The 15,023-nt window shown below is 63.8% G+C and carries 14 protein-coding genes; 3 read left to right on the top strand and 11 right to left on the bottom strand.

What is annotated here, in order from left to right; genetic code table 11:
* Positions 1-3: 3 nt before the first annotated feature.
* The 6 genes from nirB to RC54_RS15445 form a co-directional block, all read right to left on the bottom strand.
* On the bottom strand, positions 4-2,577 hold the full coding sequence (nirB, locus tag RC54_RS15470; RefSeq protein WP_061789703.1) for a nitrite reductase large subunit NirB: 2,574 nt from the start codon (positions 2,575-2,577) through the stop codon (positions 4-6).
* 10 nt (positions 2,578-2,587) lie between these two features.
* A complete protein-coding gene (locus tag RC54_RS15465) occupies positions 2,588-3,895 on the bottom strand; it encodes an MFS transporter (RefSeq protein WP_058895999.1) in 1,308 nt (435 codons plus the stop codon).
* A 365-nt stretch (positions 3,896-4,260) separates the two neighbouring features.
* The gene (locus RC54_RS15460; RefSeq protein ID WP_026051886.1) at positions 4,261-4,752 is read right to left on the bottom strand and encodes an MgtC/SapB family protein; all 492 of its coding nucleotides are present in this window, start codon (positions 4,750-4,752) and stop codon (positions 4,261-4,263) included.
* Positions 4,753-4,854: 102 nt separating this feature from the next.
* A complete protein-coding gene (locus tag RC54_RS15455) occupies positions 4,855-5,685 on the bottom strand; it encodes a helix-turn-helix transcriptional regulator (protein WP_061789704.1) in 831 nt (276 codons plus the stop codon).
* Positions 5,675-6,247: a kinase inhibitor gene (locus tag RC54_RS15450; RefSeq protein ID WP_061789705.1), complete on the bottom strand. Its 573-nt coding sequence runs from the start codon at positions 6,245-6,247 to the stop codon at positions 5,675-5,677. Before RC54_RS15450 ends, RC54_RS15455 begins: the two co-directional genes overlap by 11 nt.
* Before the next feature lie 130 nt (positions 6,248-6,377).
* The gene (locus RC54_RS15445) at positions 6,378-7,346 is read right to left on the bottom strand and encodes a hypothetical protein (protein WP_244216354.1); all 969 of its coding nucleotides are present in this window, start codon (positions 7,344-7,346) and stop codon (positions 6,378-6,380) included.
* A 334-nt stretch (positions 7,347-7,680) separates the two neighbouring features.
* On the opposite strand from RC54_RS15445, the gene RC54_RS15440 reads away from it, so the two are divergent.
* Together RC54_RS15440 and RC54_RS15435 are read left to right on the top strand one after the other, a co-directional pair.
* Entirely contained in the window at positions 7,681-8,061 is a 381-nt protein-coding gene (locus RC54_RS15440; protein WP_061789706.1) for a CidA/LrgA family protein, read from the top strand.
* Positions 8,061-8,801: an LrgB family protein gene (locus RC54_RS15435; protein ID WP_017450168.1), complete on the top strand. Its 741-nt coding sequence runs from the start codon at positions 8,061-8,063 to the stop codon at positions 8,799-8,801. Before RC54_RS15440 ends, RC54_RS15435 begins: the two co-directional genes overlap by 1 nt.
* A gap of 10 nt (positions 8,802-8,811) precedes the next feature.
* Here RC54_RS15435 and RC54_RS15430 read toward each other — a convergent pair whose 3' ends face one another.
* The 5 genes from RC54_RS15430 to RC54_RS15410 form a co-directional block, all read right to left on the bottom strand.
* Positions 8,812-9,723, bottom strand: coding sequence for a LysR family transcriptional regulator (locus tag RC54_RS15430; RefSeq protein ID WP_058895994.1), 912 nt, complete (start codon positions 9,721-9,723; stop codon positions 8,812-8,814).
* A gap of 104 nt (positions 9,724-9,827) precedes the next feature.
* Positions 9,828-10,448 (bottom strand): ABC-type transport auxiliary lipoprotein family protein, encoded by a 621-nt coding sequence (locus RC54_RS15425; RefSeq protein WP_058895993.1) that lies wholly within the window; start codon positions 10,446-10,448, stop codon positions 9,828-9,830.
* Positions 10,445-11,362 (bottom strand): MlaD family protein, encoded by a 918-nt coding sequence (locus RC54_RS15420; protein ID WP_061789707.1) that lies wholly within the window; start codon positions 11,360-11,362, stop codon positions 10,445-10,447. Before RC54_RS15420 ends, RC54_RS15425 begins: the two co-directional genes overlap by 4 nt.
* On the bottom strand, positions 11,362-12,219 hold the full coding sequence (locus RC54_RS15415; RefSeq protein ID WP_061789708.1) for an ABC transporter ATP-binding protein: 858 nt from the start codon (positions 12,217-12,219) through the stop codon (positions 11,362-11,364). Before RC54_RS15415 ends, RC54_RS15420 begins: the two co-directional genes overlap by 1 nt.
* The gene (locus RC54_RS15410; RefSeq protein ID WP_058897595.1) at positions 12,213-13,346 is read right to left on the bottom strand and encodes an MlaE family ABC transporter permease; all 1,134 of its coding nucleotides are present in this window, start codon (positions 13,344-13,346) and stop codon (positions 12,213-12,215) included. Before RC54_RS15410 ends, RC54_RS15415 begins: the two co-directional genes overlap by 7 nt.
* Before the next feature lie 299 nt (positions 13,347-13,645).
* On the opposite strand from RC54_RS15410, the gene RC54_RS15405 reads away from it, so the two are divergent.
* A complete protein-coding gene (locus RC54_RS15405; RefSeq protein ID WP_058895990.1) occupies positions 13,646-14,767 on the top strand; it encodes a porin in 1,122 nt (373 codons plus the stop codon).
* Positions 14,768-15,023: the final 256 nt, after the last annotated feature.

Raw genomic sequence — 15,023 nt, 5'->3', positions numbered from 1 at the left:
GGTTCAGACCGTCTCGACGACGACCGGGATTTCCAGCAGCTTCTTCTCGGCCACGGTGGCCGGCCGGATCTGTCCGCGTTCCTCGACGAACTGGATGTTGCCATCGGCGGCCTTGCTGTTGACGAAGTGGCGGAAGCGCTTGCGGGTTTCAGGGTCGGTGACGGCCTTCTTCCATTCGCATTCGTAGGTATCGACCACGCGCTGCATTTCGGTTTCCAGTTCGGCGGCGATGCCCAGCTTGTCATCGATGACCACGCTCTTGAGGTACGCCAGCCCACCTTCGAGGTTTTCGCGCCAGGTGCTGGTGCGTTGCAGGCGGTCGGCGGTGCGCACGTAGAACATCAGGAAGCGGTCCACGTAACGGGTCAGCGTGGCTTCATCCAGGTCGGAGGCGATCAGTTCCGCATGACGGGGCTTCATGCCGCCATTGCCGCAGACGTAGAGGTTCCAGCCCTTGTCGGTGGCGATGATGCCCACGTCCTTGCCTTGCGCTTCGGCGCATTCACGGGTGCAGCCGGAGACGCCGAACTTGATCTTGTGCGGCGAGCGCAAGCCCTTGTAGCGGTTTTCCAGGCGCACTGCGAAGCCCACGCTATCACCCACGCCATAGCGGCACCAGGTCGAGCCGACGCAGGATTTGACGGTGCGCAGCGACTTGCCGTAGGCGTGGCCGGTTTCAAAGCCGGCGGCGATCAGGGCTTCCCAGATATCGGGCAACTGGTCCACGCGGGCACCGAACAGGTCCACCCGCTGGCCACCGGTGATCTTGGTGTAGAGGCCATATTTCTTGGCGATCTGGCCCACCGCGATCAGACCATCGGGGGTGACTTCGCCACCGGCCATGCGCGGCACCACCGAGTAGGTGCCATCCTTCTGGATGTTGCCGAGGAAGTAGTCGTTGGAATCCTGCAGGCCGGCATGTTCCTTCTTGAGCACGAAGTCGTTCCACAGCGATGCCAGCACATTGGCCACCATCGGCTTGCAGATGTCACAGCCTAGTCCCTTGCCATGCTTGGCCAGCAGTTCATCGAAGCTCTTGATCTGGCCCACGCGCACCAGGTGGTGGATTTCCTGGCGCGAGTAGGGGAAGTGCTCGCACACATGGTTGTTGACGGCCAAGCCCTGTTTCTTCATCTCGGCCTTCATCACCTGGGTGACCAGCGGCACGCAGCCGCCGCAGGCGGTACCGGCCTTGGTACAAGCCTTCAGATCGCCGATATTCGTGACGCCCGAGGCCACCGCCGCGCACAGCTGGCCCTTGGAGACGTTGTTGCAGGAGCAGATCTGTGCGGATTCCGGGAGCGCATCCACACCCAGACCCGGTTTGGCCTTGCCATCGGATTGCGGCAGGATCAGGAATTCCGGCGACTCCGGCAGCTCGATCTTGTTGAGCATCATCTGCAGCAGGGTGCCGTATTCAGCGGCATCGCCCACCATCACCGCGCCCAGCAGGTGCTTGCCGGATTCGGAAACCACGATCTTCTTGTAGATCTGCTTGCGTTCATCGGTGAACTGATACGAACGGCTGCCAGCCTCCTTGCCATGCGCATCGCCAATGCTGGCTACGTCCACGCCCATCAGTTTCAGCTTGGTGCTCATGTCGGCGCCGTTGAATTGCGGTACCTCGATGGCGTCGTCACGGTGCGACAGCAGGTGCTTGGCAGCGGTGCGGGCCATGTCGTAGCCGGGCGCGACCAGGCCGAAGATCTTGCCATTCCACAGTGCGCATTCACCGATGGCATAGACCGCAGCGTCCGAGGTGAGGCAGCAATTGTCGATGACGATGCCGCCACGCTCACCCACCTTCAGGCCGGCATGGCGCGCCAGTTCGTCACGCGGGCGGATGCCGGCGGAGAAGACGATCATGTCGGTTTCCAGGTGCGAGCCATCCTCGAAGTTCATGCGATGGGTGTGCTGCTTGCCATCGACGATCTCGACCGTGTTCTTTTGCGTGTGGGCGGTCACGCCCAGTTCTTCGATCTTCTGGCGCAGGATGCGGCCGCCGCTGTCATCGACCTGCACGGCCATCAGGCGCGGCGCGAATTCCACCACATGGGTTTCCAGCTTCAGGTCGCGCAAGGCCTTGGCGCATTCCAGGCCCAGCAGGCCGCCGCCGATGACCACGCCGCTCTTGGAGCGGTTGCCGCATTCCAGCATCGCTTCCAGGTCTTCGATGGTGCGGTAGACGAAGCAATCCTTGCGTTGGTTGCCGGCCACCGTCGGCACGAAGGGATAGGAACCGGTGGCCAGCACCAGTTTGTCATAGGACAAGATCTGTTCGACACCAGACAAATTGACCCGCACCTGCTTGTGTTCCAGGTCGATCTCCTGGGCCTTGGCGTTGAGCTTGAGGTCGAACTGCACCGGGCTCTGGCCGGCATCGAAGAAGCCTGGCGCCACCAGCGACAGGTCTTCGGCGCTCTTGCCGGCGAAGAATTCGGAGAGGTGCACACGGTCGTAGGCCGGGCGCGGTTCTTCGCACAGGATGGTGACATGCAGGTCGCCGGCGCCGCTCTCGGCCAGGCATTCCAGGAATTTGTGGCCCACCATGCCGTGGCCGATGACGATGATCTTCATGGTGTTCTCCTCAGGCTGCGACTTTGTTTTCTACTACGACGGCGTCACCGCTCTTGTCCGATGCGGTAAAGCGGATGGCCACCGCGCACAGGGCCGAGACCGTCACCAGCACACCCAGCGTGGACAGGGTTTGCTGGGTATTGCCCAGACCCTTCATCAGGAAGCCCGCCAGTACCGCGCCCACATTGCCGCCCGCACCGATGATGCCGGCCACGCCGCCTAAGGCTTTGCGGTCGATGAAGGGCACCAGCGCATAGGTGGCGCCGCAGGCCATGTGGGTGAACAGACCAAAGCACAGCATGGCGATGACCGCTGCCACCACGCTGCCGGCATGGGCGAACCACAGCAGGCCCAGGCCTTCGCCCAGCATCATCACGAACAGCAGGGTGGCGCGACGGTTCAGGCCGCCGGCGAGGGCCACCTTGTCGGAGATGAAGCCGCCCAGGGCACGGGCGAACAGGGCCAGCAGGCCGAAGCTGGCGGCGGCGATGCCGGCCGACTCCAGCGAGAGCTGGAAGTGTTCGACGTAATAGATGGCGGCGATGTTGTGGATGAAGATTTCCACGCCGAAGCAGGCGCCATAGGTGATGAAGAGCATCCACACGCGGTAGTTGGCAGCGGCGGCGCGGAAGCTGGCCCAGCCACCGCGCTTGCCGCTTTCGATGGTCACGCCGGCGGCGCGCAGGTCGTCATAGTTGCCTTCCGGGCAGTCCTGGGTAAAGCGCCAGTAGAGCGCGGCCATGATCAGCATCAGCAGGCCCGGCACCAGCAGCGCCGCGCGCCAGCCCCAGGCGTGCGAGACGCCCAGCATCAGCATGGCTGCCATGAGCAGCGGCATCACGCCTTGCGCCACGCCGCCGCCGGCATTGCCCCAGCCGGCCGTGGCGGCGTTGGCGGTGCCCACCACGTTGGGGGCGAACATGACCGAGGTGTGGTATTGGGTAATGACGAAGCTGGCACCGACCGCACCGATCAAGAGGCGGAAGAACAGGAAGCTCTCGTAGCTCTGGGCGAAGGCCACGCCGATGACCGGCACCGCACCCACCAGCAGCAGGCCGGTATAGGCCTTGCGCGGGCCGAAGCGGTCGCACATGGGGCCGATGATCAGGCGCACCAGGATGGTCACGGCCACCGCGGCGATGTTGATGTTGGCGATCTGACCGGGGGTGAGGTGGAATTCGCCCTTGATCACCGGCATCAACGGCGCGCAGGCGAACCAGGCGAAGAAGCAGACGAAGAAGGCCAGCCAGGTCAGGTGGAAGGTGCGCATCTGGGGCGTGCGCAGGGAGAACAGCTCGATACGATTGGATTTGCTCATCTCGGTCCTCTAGAAAACAAAAAGGCGTCCGCTTGACGCCAAGGCAGAGCCTCGGTCCAAGCGGACGCCGTTGTCCGTGTGTTGCAGATCCATCGTTAGATCGGCATTGAATAGGGGGGATCGTCCTTGATCCTGATGGACAATGAGCAAAGGTCGTGCCAGGCCGTGGGACTGCGGGAAAAGCCTTGCCTGCACTGGGTTGGCGGGCGCAAGGCTGAGGTCAGGAAGGAAGAGGCGAGGTCGCAAGGAGCCCCGCTATATATCATCGCGTGATGTATTGCAGTGCAGCTTGCGCGTTCGTGGTGCAGTGCATCGAGGCGGTGCAGGGGGCAGCGTGGAAGGAATCTTCACGCATGGTGCGGAAATCAGTCTTCTTCGCGAGCACTGATGTCAGCACGTTCATCTTCGGTCTTGCGCAGCCATTGCCGATGCAGGAAATGCTCCAGTGGCCGGCCCACCATGAACAGGACCACGATCAGGCCGCTGGCCATGAGCGCCACGCGCCACCAACCCGCGCCGCAGACGATGCCCACTGCGGCGGTGACCCAGATCGAGGCGGCTGTGGTCAGCCCGCGCACCTTTTCGCTGCGCTGCTCATGGACGATGACGCCGGCCCCGAGAAAACCGATGCCGGTGATGACGCCCTGGATGGCACGGCTGATGGCGTCGCGGCTGTGGTCGGCTGCGTCCAACGCGAAATTCATCGCCGCCAGCGTGACCAGGGCCGAGCCCAGCCCCACCAGTCCCAGGGTCTTCACGCCGGTGGGCTTGCCGCGCAGGTTGCGGTCGATGCCGATGGCGCAGCCGATGAGCATGGCCAAGAGCAGGCGGTAGAAGATGTCCAGGTAGTCGGTCATGAGGCAGCAGGGGCAGGGCAGGGAATAAGGGCCACATTGTAACCTCGCCGGGCTGCGGTTCATCATTGGCAGACCATCGCGCCACGGGGCGCGAGGGTGGCTTCAAGGCAGGGTCTGGCGCAGTTCGCTGGGACTGATCCCGTAATGCTGGCGAAAACGCATCGCAAAGCGCGAGGCTGAATCGTAGCCGCAGGTGGCGGCGATGTCGGCGATGGGCAGCGAGGACGCCTGCAATTGTTCCAGCGCCAGTCCCAGTTGCACCTTGTCCAGCAGTTCGCGAAAACCGGTCTGTTCGCGCGCCAGCCGCCGACGCAGCGTGGAGACGCTGCAATGGAAGGCATCGGCCACCCGTTCCAGGCTGCGCTCTTCGGGCGGCAGCATCAGCAGGTGCTGTTCGATGTGATGGCTGATGGCGTCGCCGCGCTCGCGCAGCAGGCCACCCATGGCGCCGGCCAGGCTCAGGGCCAGCAACAGGCCTTCGGCGGCCTGGCATTGCAAGGGCAGGGCGGCCTCATCACGGAGGCACTCCAGCAGATGGCGCCAGGCGCGCAGCAGGTCGGCTTCCTGCGTGACGCTACTGATGCTGCTGATGGCGCCGGCCTCGCGCGCCGGCACCCCCTGGCCGGGATAGTGCAGGCGGAAGCGGTCGATCAGCGTCGGCGGCAGCGACACCATGTCGGCCGCATATTCCCCTGCGCGCGGCAGGTTGGCCACATTGATCTGCGTGCCGGGCGCGATGAGCAATAGGCAATCCTGCCCGCATAGCAGGTGGCGCTTGCCCCATTGCACCCGCTTCTTGCCCTGGCGCACATGGCAGATGCTGGCCTGGCCGATGAAGACCTGGCGCAGTTGCTGTTCGTGGCGGGCGCGGATGCGGGTCAGCGTGGGGCGGGGGCCATGGGCGAAGGGCAGGATGGTGATCTCATTTTGCATGGTTCTTTTCGCGGCCGTAGTAGGCGGTGAGTTTGGCCTGGCCGAGCGCGGAGGCATTCAACAGGAAGCCGAGCATAGCACCGCTGGCTTGCGCATCCAGTGGTAACTTTTCGGTTTTCAGCGCCCATACGATGAATTGGTAGCGATGCGGCTTATCTCCTTCGGGTGGGCAGGCCCCACCAAAGCCGCTGCTGCCGAAATCGGTACGCCCCTGGATGGCGCCGGCCGGCAAGCCCTGACCCTGGGCATTGATGCCACCCGGCAGGCTGCGCACCGAGGCCGGGAGATTGAAGACGGTCCAATGCCACCAGCCGCTGCCGGTAGGAGCGTCGGGGTCATAGACGGTCACGGCGAAGCTCTTGGTACCGTCCGGCGCGCCCGACCAGGACAATTGCGGCGAGCGATTCAGTCCCATGCAGCCGAAGCCATTGAATACCTCCGAGATCGACAGCGATTGGCCTTCCTGGATGTCGCTGCTGGTGAGGGTGAACTCGGCCGCATGGGCCGACAGTGCAGAAAACGTCAGGGCCAGCGTGGTGAGGAGATGGCGGGGAAAGGACATGAGAGCGCTCCAGTAAAGGTTGAGGAGCGCTCATCTTAGGAGAGCGGGCGGCCGCCCATGGTGCAGAAAACGTCAGCCTTGGTGCAGATAGCGTCAGCCTGCTGCGCCGACCCAGGAAGGGGAAATTGACTTAGAACAGATTGAGCGAAATCAGGAAGTCCAGTCCCTTGAACAATTCCACATAACGGCTCGCTGCCGATTCGTTGATGACGATGAAGCGGGCAAAATCGAACAGCGCCGGTTCCAGTTGTCCATCGATGGCCTGCTGGGCCGCGAAGCTGGCGTAGCTCACGCCGTAGCCATAGAACTGCTGCTTGAAGGCGGGATTGAGGTTGGCGTCATCGACCGGATGGAATTTCACCACCAGTTGCGCGTGCTGGCTACTCACCAACGCCTGCATGGTTAGCATGGCGATCATGAGCCCATGCAGATTCTTCTGGGCTTGTTCGCTTTGGGCGCCGTGGCGCGCCACCATGTTGATGATATTGGGCAGGAAGCACAGCCAGTTGCGACCCGGTTCGCGCAGCGCATGAGAAGGGGACAGCGTCAGCGTGCTGACCCGCGGCAGGGTAGGAAAGGCCTGGGGCGAGACCCGATAGGCGCCGCCATACTTGGGGCTGGCGGCGTCGAACCACAGCGCCGGCACCTCATTGACGGCCAGGATGGCCTGCGGCGTCAGGCCCAGGCGGCGCATGACCAGCGGCTGGGCTTGCAGCAATTGCAGCAGTTGCGCGGCATCGACGACCTGATCCTGCGTCGGCAGGGCCAGGGCTGGATTGCAGGAGGTATTGCCTTCTTCCAGATAGCACAGCGTACTGACGGCGGTAGCCAGCTTGAGCAGCTTACCCAGCAGATAACCGGTATGGGGCAGGAACACGCGCAGGGGTTGACCATCATCGGGCAGCGCCTGTGCCAGCTTGAGCAGGAATTCAGCGGTGCGTTGCGGGCTCCAGATGCCATCATCGGTCACCTGCACGTGCGGGCCATCCCAGCTCATGCCACGTCCGCAGACCAAGAAGGGCGTAACCAGTACTCCCTCCCGCTGCAATTGCCGGGCGATGGAATAGGTGATGGGACTATGCAGGTAGACGACATCCATGTGAGGGTAACATTGTTTTTTATATAACTTATGTGCGGCATGATCGGGCCTGCGCGATGGGCTCACAATGGGAAATCCGTTTGCAGATGTAACAGCGGTCTTTACATATTGATTTGCAGCAGCATTGCGTCGTTTCCTCGCATTGCCATGCGCTTGTGGCAAACTGGCGCGCTACCGCTTTGTTTCACCCCATCACCGCCCTTGCCATGCGTCCAGCTGCGTTTGCCGCGACCGTTCCTGCACCTGCCTTGCCTGCCGGCACTGGCGATGTGCCCCGCCTGCTCGCGCAAGAGCTGACTTCGGCGGTGGTGGCGCGGGTCCTCGAAAGCCCACCATGAACCTCACCGCACTTGCTCTCCTGCTGGTCTTCCAATGCCTGGGCGAAGGTGCCACCCAGTTGCTGGGCCTGCCCATTCCCGGCCCGGTGATCGGCATGTTGCTGCTGTTGATGGCCTTCCTCGCCTCACCGCGCCTGGCGCAGATGATGGAGCCCGCTTCCTGGAGCATCCTGCAGCACCTGTCCTTGCTGTTCGTGCCGGCCGGGGTGGGGGTGATCGCCGCGGCCGGGCAGCTCAAGGGCGATCTGCCGGCCATCGTGGTGGCATTGGTGGTGAGCACCGTGCTGGCCATTGCCGTGGGGGCGCTGGTGACCAATGCGGCGATGAGGCGCTTTTCCAGCGCACGCCAGGCGCGCACCGATGAGGAGTCGCGCTGATGCACGGCCTGGCGCGTCTGACCGATGTCTGGGTCTACCTGGCCGCCTCGCCGCTGCTGGGCTTGACCACCACGCTGGTGGCCTATCTGGTAGCGCTGTGGCTGTATCGGCGCTTGGGTTTCAATCCGCTGGCCAATCCGGTGTTGATCGCCATTGCCATCGTGGTCAGCATCCTGGCCATCACGCATACCCCCTACCAGACCTATTTCGAAGGCGCACAGTTCGTCCACTTCATGCTGGGTCCGGCCACGGTGGCGCTGGCCATGCCGCTCTACAAGCAGTGGCACAACTTCCGACGCGCGGCCCTGCCGCTGATGCTGGGGCTGGCGGCCGGGTCCATCACGGCGGTGGTCTCGGCCGTGGGGATCGCCTATGCCATGGGCGCCTCGCGCACCATCGTGGTGTCGCTGGCGCCCAAGTCGGCCACCACGCCGATTGCCATGGCCATCTCGGAACGCTTCGGCGGCTTGCCTTCGCTGACCGCCGTGCTGGTGATCTGCACCGGCATCCTGGGGGCGGTGCTGGCGCGCTACGTGCTCAATGTCCTGCGCATCGACAGCCATCCGGTGCGCGGCTTTGCGTTGGGCGTGGCGTCGCACGGCATCGGTACGGCACGGGCCTTGCAGGTCAGTGCCGAGATGGGCGCGTTTGCCGGGCTGGGGATGGGGCTCAATGGCGTCTTCACTGCGGTCATGGTGCCGCTGGCCTTGCCCTGGTTCCTGCGCTGGATAGGGAGCTGACGCCAGTGCCTCACGGCCTGGGGCACCAAGGTGGCACCTTGAATTGTTCCACCAGGAAGTCGCGCATTCTTTGCACCTTGGGCGGCAGATGGGTGCGGGTCGGGTAGAGCGTGTGCACCACCAGTTGCTCACCGGTGCTCCAGCCTTCGAACAGTTCCACCAACTGGCCGGCCTGGATGGCGGCATTGACGATGAAGTCGGGCTGGATCGCAATGCCCTGGCCGGCGATGGCCATGGCGCGGCAGGTGGCGCCATTGTTGACGTAGACGGTGGAACGCACGCGCACCTGGCAGGTATCGCCATGGAGGTGCTTGAAGCTCCACTCATCGCCATTGGCGCGATAGCTATAGGAAATGAAGGGAAATTCGCGCAGCTCGGCTGGCGTGGTCGGCGTACCATGCCGCGCCAGGAACTCCGGTGAAGCGCAGGCGATCATCCTGACCGGGGCCAGCGGGCGGGCCACCATGCGGCTGTCACCCAGGGTGCTGATGCGGATGGCCATGTCGAAACCTTCTTCGAGCAGGTCGATGGTGCGATCCGAGAGGGTGATGTTGAGCGTGATCTGGGGATGTTGTTGGGTGAACTTGCCCCACAGCGGCGCCAGTTGTTCGACCCCGAAATCCTGCGGTACGCCAATGCGCAAGCGACCACAAGCCTGGTCCGAATTGAGGCCGACTTCGCTTTCCACATCCTGGATGGATTCCAGCAATTCCTTGCAGCGGGCAAAGTAGAGGCGGCCTTCATCGGTGAGCGAGAGGCGCCGCGTGGTGCGGTGGAGCAGGCGAATGCCGAGGAACTGTTCCAACTCCGACACCTGGCGCGAGACCGCAGGTTTGGACTGGCCGGTGATATCGACGGCGGCGACGAAACTGCCACTTTCGACCACGGCGACGAAGGTTTCCATCGCTTGCAACTTGTCCATGAGGTTCCCGTCTGCGCTCGGCAAGAAAAATACCGCCCAGCCTGCCACAGCGCGACGCCCCTGCCCATGCTACGTTCGGATAATGGCGCGCGGGCGCAAATCGTTTATCTGACCGTAGCGACCCAGGCCACCACCTCGTTGGCCAGCCGCTGGCTGGCGCTGCCGAAGGCCGTGACCACTTCCGGCACCTGGCTGCCAGCCACCGGCTGCACCACGACAAAACGCCGCGCCGCCAGTTGCTGGCGGCTGATGGTGTCGACCAGGCGGGCTTCATAGATGATGACCACGGTCGGCACGCCCTGGCGATATTCAGTCTGGAACGCGTTCAATGCGCCATTGAGTTCGACCTCGGCGGCGATGTTGGCATTGTCGCCGGACAGGCGCGGGAAGCGGCCATCGGCCTGGAAGGCATCCAGCAGGCGGTCGCGCAGCAGTTGCGGGGCGGGGTCGCTCCAGCGCACCCCGGCGTAGGATTTCACCACGTCGCCTTCGGGCAGCACCAGGATGCGTTCGCTGTCGATGCTGCGATTGGCCGTGGGCGCGACAATGCGCAGCGAACGGTAGGCGCTGCCGGCCGCGGCGACGGCAGCGCTGGTGGTGGCCGGTGTCGGCAGACGATATACCGCCAGCGGATCGGCCTTGGGCAGGATCGAGCAGGCCGTCAGCGCCAGGCTGCTGGCCAAGAGCGCGGTACGGAGAAGGGGGCGCAAGAACGGGCTAGTCATGGTTTGAATTCCTGGAGATTGTCTTGACCCAGCAGGTAGGCGCCGGGATCGTTTTCCAGCTTGCGGGTGATGGCCCGAACCGAGGCCAGCGTACCGCGCAGTTCGCTAATGGCGGGGCCGATCTCGGCCACGCCCTGGGCGCCGTTGTTGAGGGCAGCCTGGTTTTGCTTGATCAGCGTTTCGATCTGCTGGCTGCTGGCGGCCAGCGAACTCATGGCTTTTTGCAGATTGCCCATGGCTTCATTGCCGCGCGTGCCCAGCAACTGGTTAGCCGATTGCATGGCCAGGTTGGCCTGGTGGGCGGCCGCAGCCAGCTCCTGCATGGTGGCACCGACATTGCCGCGCTGGGCGGCCAGGGTATCGGTCAACTGCTCCAGGTGTGCCAGCGTCTGGTTCAGGCGCCGCGCATTCTCCGGGGCCAGGAACAGCTTGGCATTGATCAACACTTCATTGACGTTGGTCAGCAAGTCCTCGCCATTGGTGAGCAGCGCGGTCAGCGGCGAGGGCGAGGCAATGATGATGGGGTCGCTGCCATCCTTGGAGACCAGACGCGGGCTCTGCGGCGAACCATTGGTGAGCTGGATCAGCGCCGTGCCGGTGATGCCGGCCAAGGCCAGCTTGGCGCCGGTATCTTCCTTGATCGGTGCGCGACCGACCACGCGGATGCGTGCGCGCACCTTGCGCGGATCGGCCGGGTCCAGGCTCAAACCGACCACGTCGCCTACCTTGATGCCGCTGTACTGTACCGGGCTGCCGCGCGAGAGGCCGCTGACGGCTTCGTTGAAGATCACCGTGTAGTAATCGACATCGCGGTCCTGGCCGACCTTGGTCAGCCACAGGCAGAACGCCAGGGCCGCCCCGGCGACCAGGATGGTGAACAGTCCAATGAGGACATGATGGGCACGTGTTTCCATTAGGGTTTTCCTTGCTGCGTTGTGCTGGCCGCCGCGCGCAGTGCGGCCATGCTGGCGGCCCGTCCACGCGGGCCCTGGAAATATTGCTGGATCCACGCATCATCGTAGGCGGCGACCGCTTCGATGTGGTCGGCCACCAGCACGCGCTTGGCCGAGAGCACCGCGACGCGGTCGCAGATGGCGTAGAGGGTATCGAGGTCGTGCGTGACCAGGAATACGGTCAGCCCCAGCGCATCGCGCAGGGTCAGGATCAGGCGGTCGAAGGCGGCGGCGCTGATGGGGTCCAGGCCGGCCGTGGGTTCGTCCAGGAACAGGATGTCCGGGTCCAGCGCCAGGGCGCGGGCCAGCGCGGCGCGTTTGATCATGCCGCCCGAGAGCGCGGCCGGATACTTGTCGCCAGCAGCAATGGGCAGGCCCGCCAAGGCCAGCTTCATGGCCGACACGCCACGCGCTTCCTCGGCATTGAGGCCGCCGTATTCGGTCAGGGGCAGGGCGATGTTTTCCAGTACGGTCAAGGAAGAGAACAGCGCGCCCTGCTGGAACAGCACGCCGAAGCGTCGCTCATAACGCGAGCGCACTTCGTTGGACAAGGCCGAGAGGTCTTGCCCGAACACTTTCACCTGCCCGGCAGCCGGGCGCTGCAAGCCGACGATACTGCGCAGCAGGACCGACTTGCCGGTGCCGGAGCCGCCCACCACGCCCAGGATTTCACCGCGTCGCACCTGCAACGCCAACTGGTCGTGCACCACCTGTGCGCCGAACTGGTTACGCAGGCCGCGCACGTCAATGATGTTGTCGACGGTGCTGTCGGTGTTGTTGGTGTTGTTGGTGTGATTGGTGGCGTTTGCGTTCACCATCCCATCTCCATGAAGAACAGGGCCGCCAGCGCATCGAGCAGGATCACCACGAAGATCGACTGCACCACGCTGGAGGTGGTGTGTTCGCCCACCGACTGGGCGCTGCCGCTGACCTTGAAGCCTTCGTTGCAACCGATGAGGGCGATCACGAAGGCAAACAGCGGTGCCTTGACCATGCCCAGCACGAAGTGGCGTATCCCCACGTCCTGCTGCACCAGCGACAGGAACATGGTCGGGCTGATGTCCAGCGATAGCGCACACACCATGGCCCCGCCCAGCAGACCCGACATCATGCCGATGAAGGTCAGCAGCGGCATCGACACCAGCAGGGCCAGGAGGCGCGGCAGCACCAGCAGGTTGACCGGGTCCAGACCGAGGGCGCGGATGGCATCGATTTCTTCATTGGCCTTCATCGAGCCGATCTGCGCCGTAAAGGAACTGGCGGTGCGCCCGGCCATCAGGATCGCGGTCAGCAGCACGGCGAATTCGCGCAGGAAGGAGAAGGCCACCAGGTCCACCGTATAGAGGCTGGCGCCGAAGTCGGCCAGCACGGTGGCCCCCAGGAAGGCTACCACCGCCCCCACCATGAAGGTGAGCAGCGAAACGATGGGTACCGCATCCAGCCCGGTCTGTTCCACCTGTGCCACCACGGCCGTGAAGCGCCAGCGCGAGGGGCGCCAGAACGAACTGGCCAGGGTTTGCAGGCATAGTCCGGTAAAGCCCAGCAGGTCGCGCGTACATCCGCGCAGGTTGAGGGTGGCTATGCCGGCGCGCTCGAGCATGTCGGTGATCCAGGCCTGGCGTGGTGCGGCGGCCTTGGGCATGGCGATGGCCTTGGCGTCGGCCACGGTGGCCAGCAGGCCGCGCCAGGCGCGTGGCAGATTGCTGTCTTCGCCGGTCTGGCGCAGGGCCATCGGCACCCCCAGCAAATCCACCAGCAGCTTGGCACCCACGGTATCGAAAGCGCTCAGTGCAGAAAACGTCAACACCAGATCGTCGCCGATGGCTGGCCGCTGCTGCGCGATCTGGCGCGACAGGCTACGGAAGTTGGACAGGGTCCAGTCGCCTTCCACGTGCAGCACCGGTGGGCTGGACGGGGCGAGGCGGAAGGTGGCGGTGGTAGTCAAGGCAAGCAGGAATTGACGTGGTGACAGCAACAGAGTTTACCCAACTTGCCTGCTCTGGCGCAAAAGCCATCGGCAGGCCGGCACAAGTATGGCACGCGGCCAGTGCATTGCGCCACTCGCAGTCGTCTCGGTAGTCGCCGACGCGGCACTATCCCAAGAGGTAATTGCAGGTCGGCAGCCTGGCTTCTACCATGCCCTCTCCCTGGATCGGGCAATTGCGATCCCTCTCCATCACCGGCAGAAAGCGCGCACGACGATTTGACGTTTTCTGCACCATGCCATCCTTGACCACATTCTCCATGAAAAAACTCGCTTTCACCCTTACCGCGCTCGGCCTGACCCAATTGACCGGTCTGGCCTATGCACAGAGTTCCAGCGTCACCGTCTACGGTGTCATCGACATGAGCCTGGTCTATACCAACAAGGTCGGCCCCAATAACAGCAGCCGCATGAGCCTCGATTCGGGCGATGCCATGGCCTCGCGCATCGGCGTGCGCGGCAAGGAAGAGCTGGGTGGCGGCCTGGCTGCCGTGTTCCAACTGGAAAATGGTTTTGCCGCCGACGATGGCGCCATGAGTACGCCCGGTACGCTGTTCGACCGCAAGTCGGTGGTGGGCTTGAGCGGGCGCTACGGCACGCTCACCCTCGGTCGCCAGACCGACTACCTGGAAGAGATCGGCCTGCAATACAGCTCCTTCCAGATCTTCGGTGGCGGCGGCGTACGTGCCGGCCACTTCAATAGCCTGGATCGCCTCACCGGCGCGCGCACCAGCAATTCGTTGCGCTTCGATACGGCCGAGGTGAATGGCTTCATGGGCAGTCTGTTCTATGGTTTCGGTGAAGTGGCCGGTCAGACTTCTGCCGGTCAAGCCTTCGGTGTCGGCGCCAACTACCGCAACGGCAACGCCGGCATCGGTGCCGCCTACTACCAGAGCAAGCTGGCTGCCGACGCCTTGCCGGCGCACGCCGGGGATAGCGATCTGAAGACCTTCACTCTCGGTGCCAGCTACCAGGCCGGTCCGGCCAAGCTGTTTGCGGCCTGGTCGCAGGTACGTCGCCCGACCCAGCAGCCCTTGGCTGCCACCGGCCTGGTCGCCATCACCAGCGCTACCCGCGCCAATGTGTTTGATGTCGGGGTGGATTACGCGCTCGATGCCAAGCTGCACCTGTTGGCCAGCGTCATCCATGATCGCGCCGACCTGGCCCGCAGCGGCAGCGGCGCCACCCGTGGCCATACCACCCAGTTCAATCTGGGCGTGGATTACTTCCTCAGCAAGCGCACCGATGTGTATGCCATGGCCAGCCGCCAGGCCGCCAGCGCGGTGATCAATCCGGGCGTCATCAGCGCGGCCTATTCGTCGGCACCAGCCGATGACAGCAGCCAGAACGTTTTGCGTATCGGCGTGCGTCACAAGTTCTGAGTCCATCAGTCGAGCCTAATCGATGCGCGCTTGTCTCCTGGCCTGCACGGCTGGGGGGGGAGGGTGGAGTGATATCGGCGGTGGCGCGTGGCACGAGGTAGACGGTTTTTGAAAACTGGACAGTTTCGTCTAGTTTATGGACATTTGGGATTCTTCTCCGGCTCCCTGTCCAGTTTCGGCAATGCGCATTGACGACGCTTGGCGGCGCTCTTCAGTAAACACGCAGGGCGCAAATGGCAGTGGACAGCGGCCTGGG

The organism is Herbaspirillum rubrisubalbicans (assembly GCF_003719195.1).
Lineage (GTDB): Bacteria > Pseudomonadota > Gammaproteobacteria > Burkholderiales > Burkholderiaceae_D > Herbaspirillum > Herbaspirillum rubrisubalbicans.
The sequence above is the reverse complement of the archived record's forward strand: the minus strand, read 5'-3'. Positions and strand labels throughout refer to the sequence as shown.

Bases quoted from the DNA above. Each gene is read 5' to 3' on its own strand.
- RC54_RS15435 (WP_017450168.1), top strand. From the start codon at position 8,061: ATGCACGGCCTGGCGCGTCTGACCGATGTCTGGGTCTACCTGGCCGCC.
- RC54_RS15430 (WP_058895994.1), bottom strand. From the start codon at position 9,723: ATGGACAAGTTGCAAGCGATGGAAACCTTCGTCGCCGTGGTCGAAAGT.
- RC54_RS15455 (WP_061789704.1), bottom strand. From the start codon at position 5,685: ATGCAAAATGAGATCACCATCCTGCCCTTCGCCCATGGCCCCCGCCCC.
- RC54_RS15450 (WP_061789705.1), bottom strand. From the start codon at position 6,247: ATGTCCTTTCCCCGCCATCTCCTCACCACGCTGGCCCTGACGTTTTCT.
- RC54_RS15415 (WP_061789708.1), bottom strand. From the start codon at position 12,219: ATGGTGAACGCAAACGCCACCAATCACACCAACAACACCAACAACACC.
- RC54_RS15445 (WP_244216354.1), bottom strand. From the start codon at position 7,346: ATGGATGTCGTCTACCTGCATAGTCCCATCACCTATTCCATCGCCCGG.
- RC54_RS15420 (WP_061789707.1), bottom strand. From the start codon at position 11,362: ATGGAAACACGTGCCCATCATGTCCTCATTGGACTGTTCACCATCCTG.
- RC54_RS15465 (WP_058895999.1), bottom strand. From the start codon at position 3,895: ATGAGCAAATCCAATCGTATCGAGCTGTTCTCCCTGCGCACGCCCCAG.
- RC54_RS15405 (WP_058895990.1), top strand. From the start codon at position 13,646: ATGAAAAAACTCGCTTTCACCCTTACCGCGCTCGGCCTGACCCAATTG.
- RC54_RS15440 (WP_061789706.1), top strand. From the start codon at position 7,681: ATGAACCTCACCGCACTTGCTCTCCTGCTGGTCTTCCAATGCCTGGGC.
- nirB (WP_061789703.1), bottom strand. From the start codon at position 2,577: ATGAAGATCATCGTCATCGGCCACGGCATGGTGGGCCACAAATTCCTG.
- RC54_RS15460 (WP_026051886.1), bottom strand. From the start codon at position 4,752: ATGACCGACTACCTGGACATCTTCTACCGCCTGCTCTTGGCCATGCTC.
- RC54_RS15425 (WP_058895993.1), bottom strand. From the start codon at position 10,448: ATGACTAGCCCGTTCTTGCGCCCCCTTCTCCGTACCGCGCTCTTGGCC.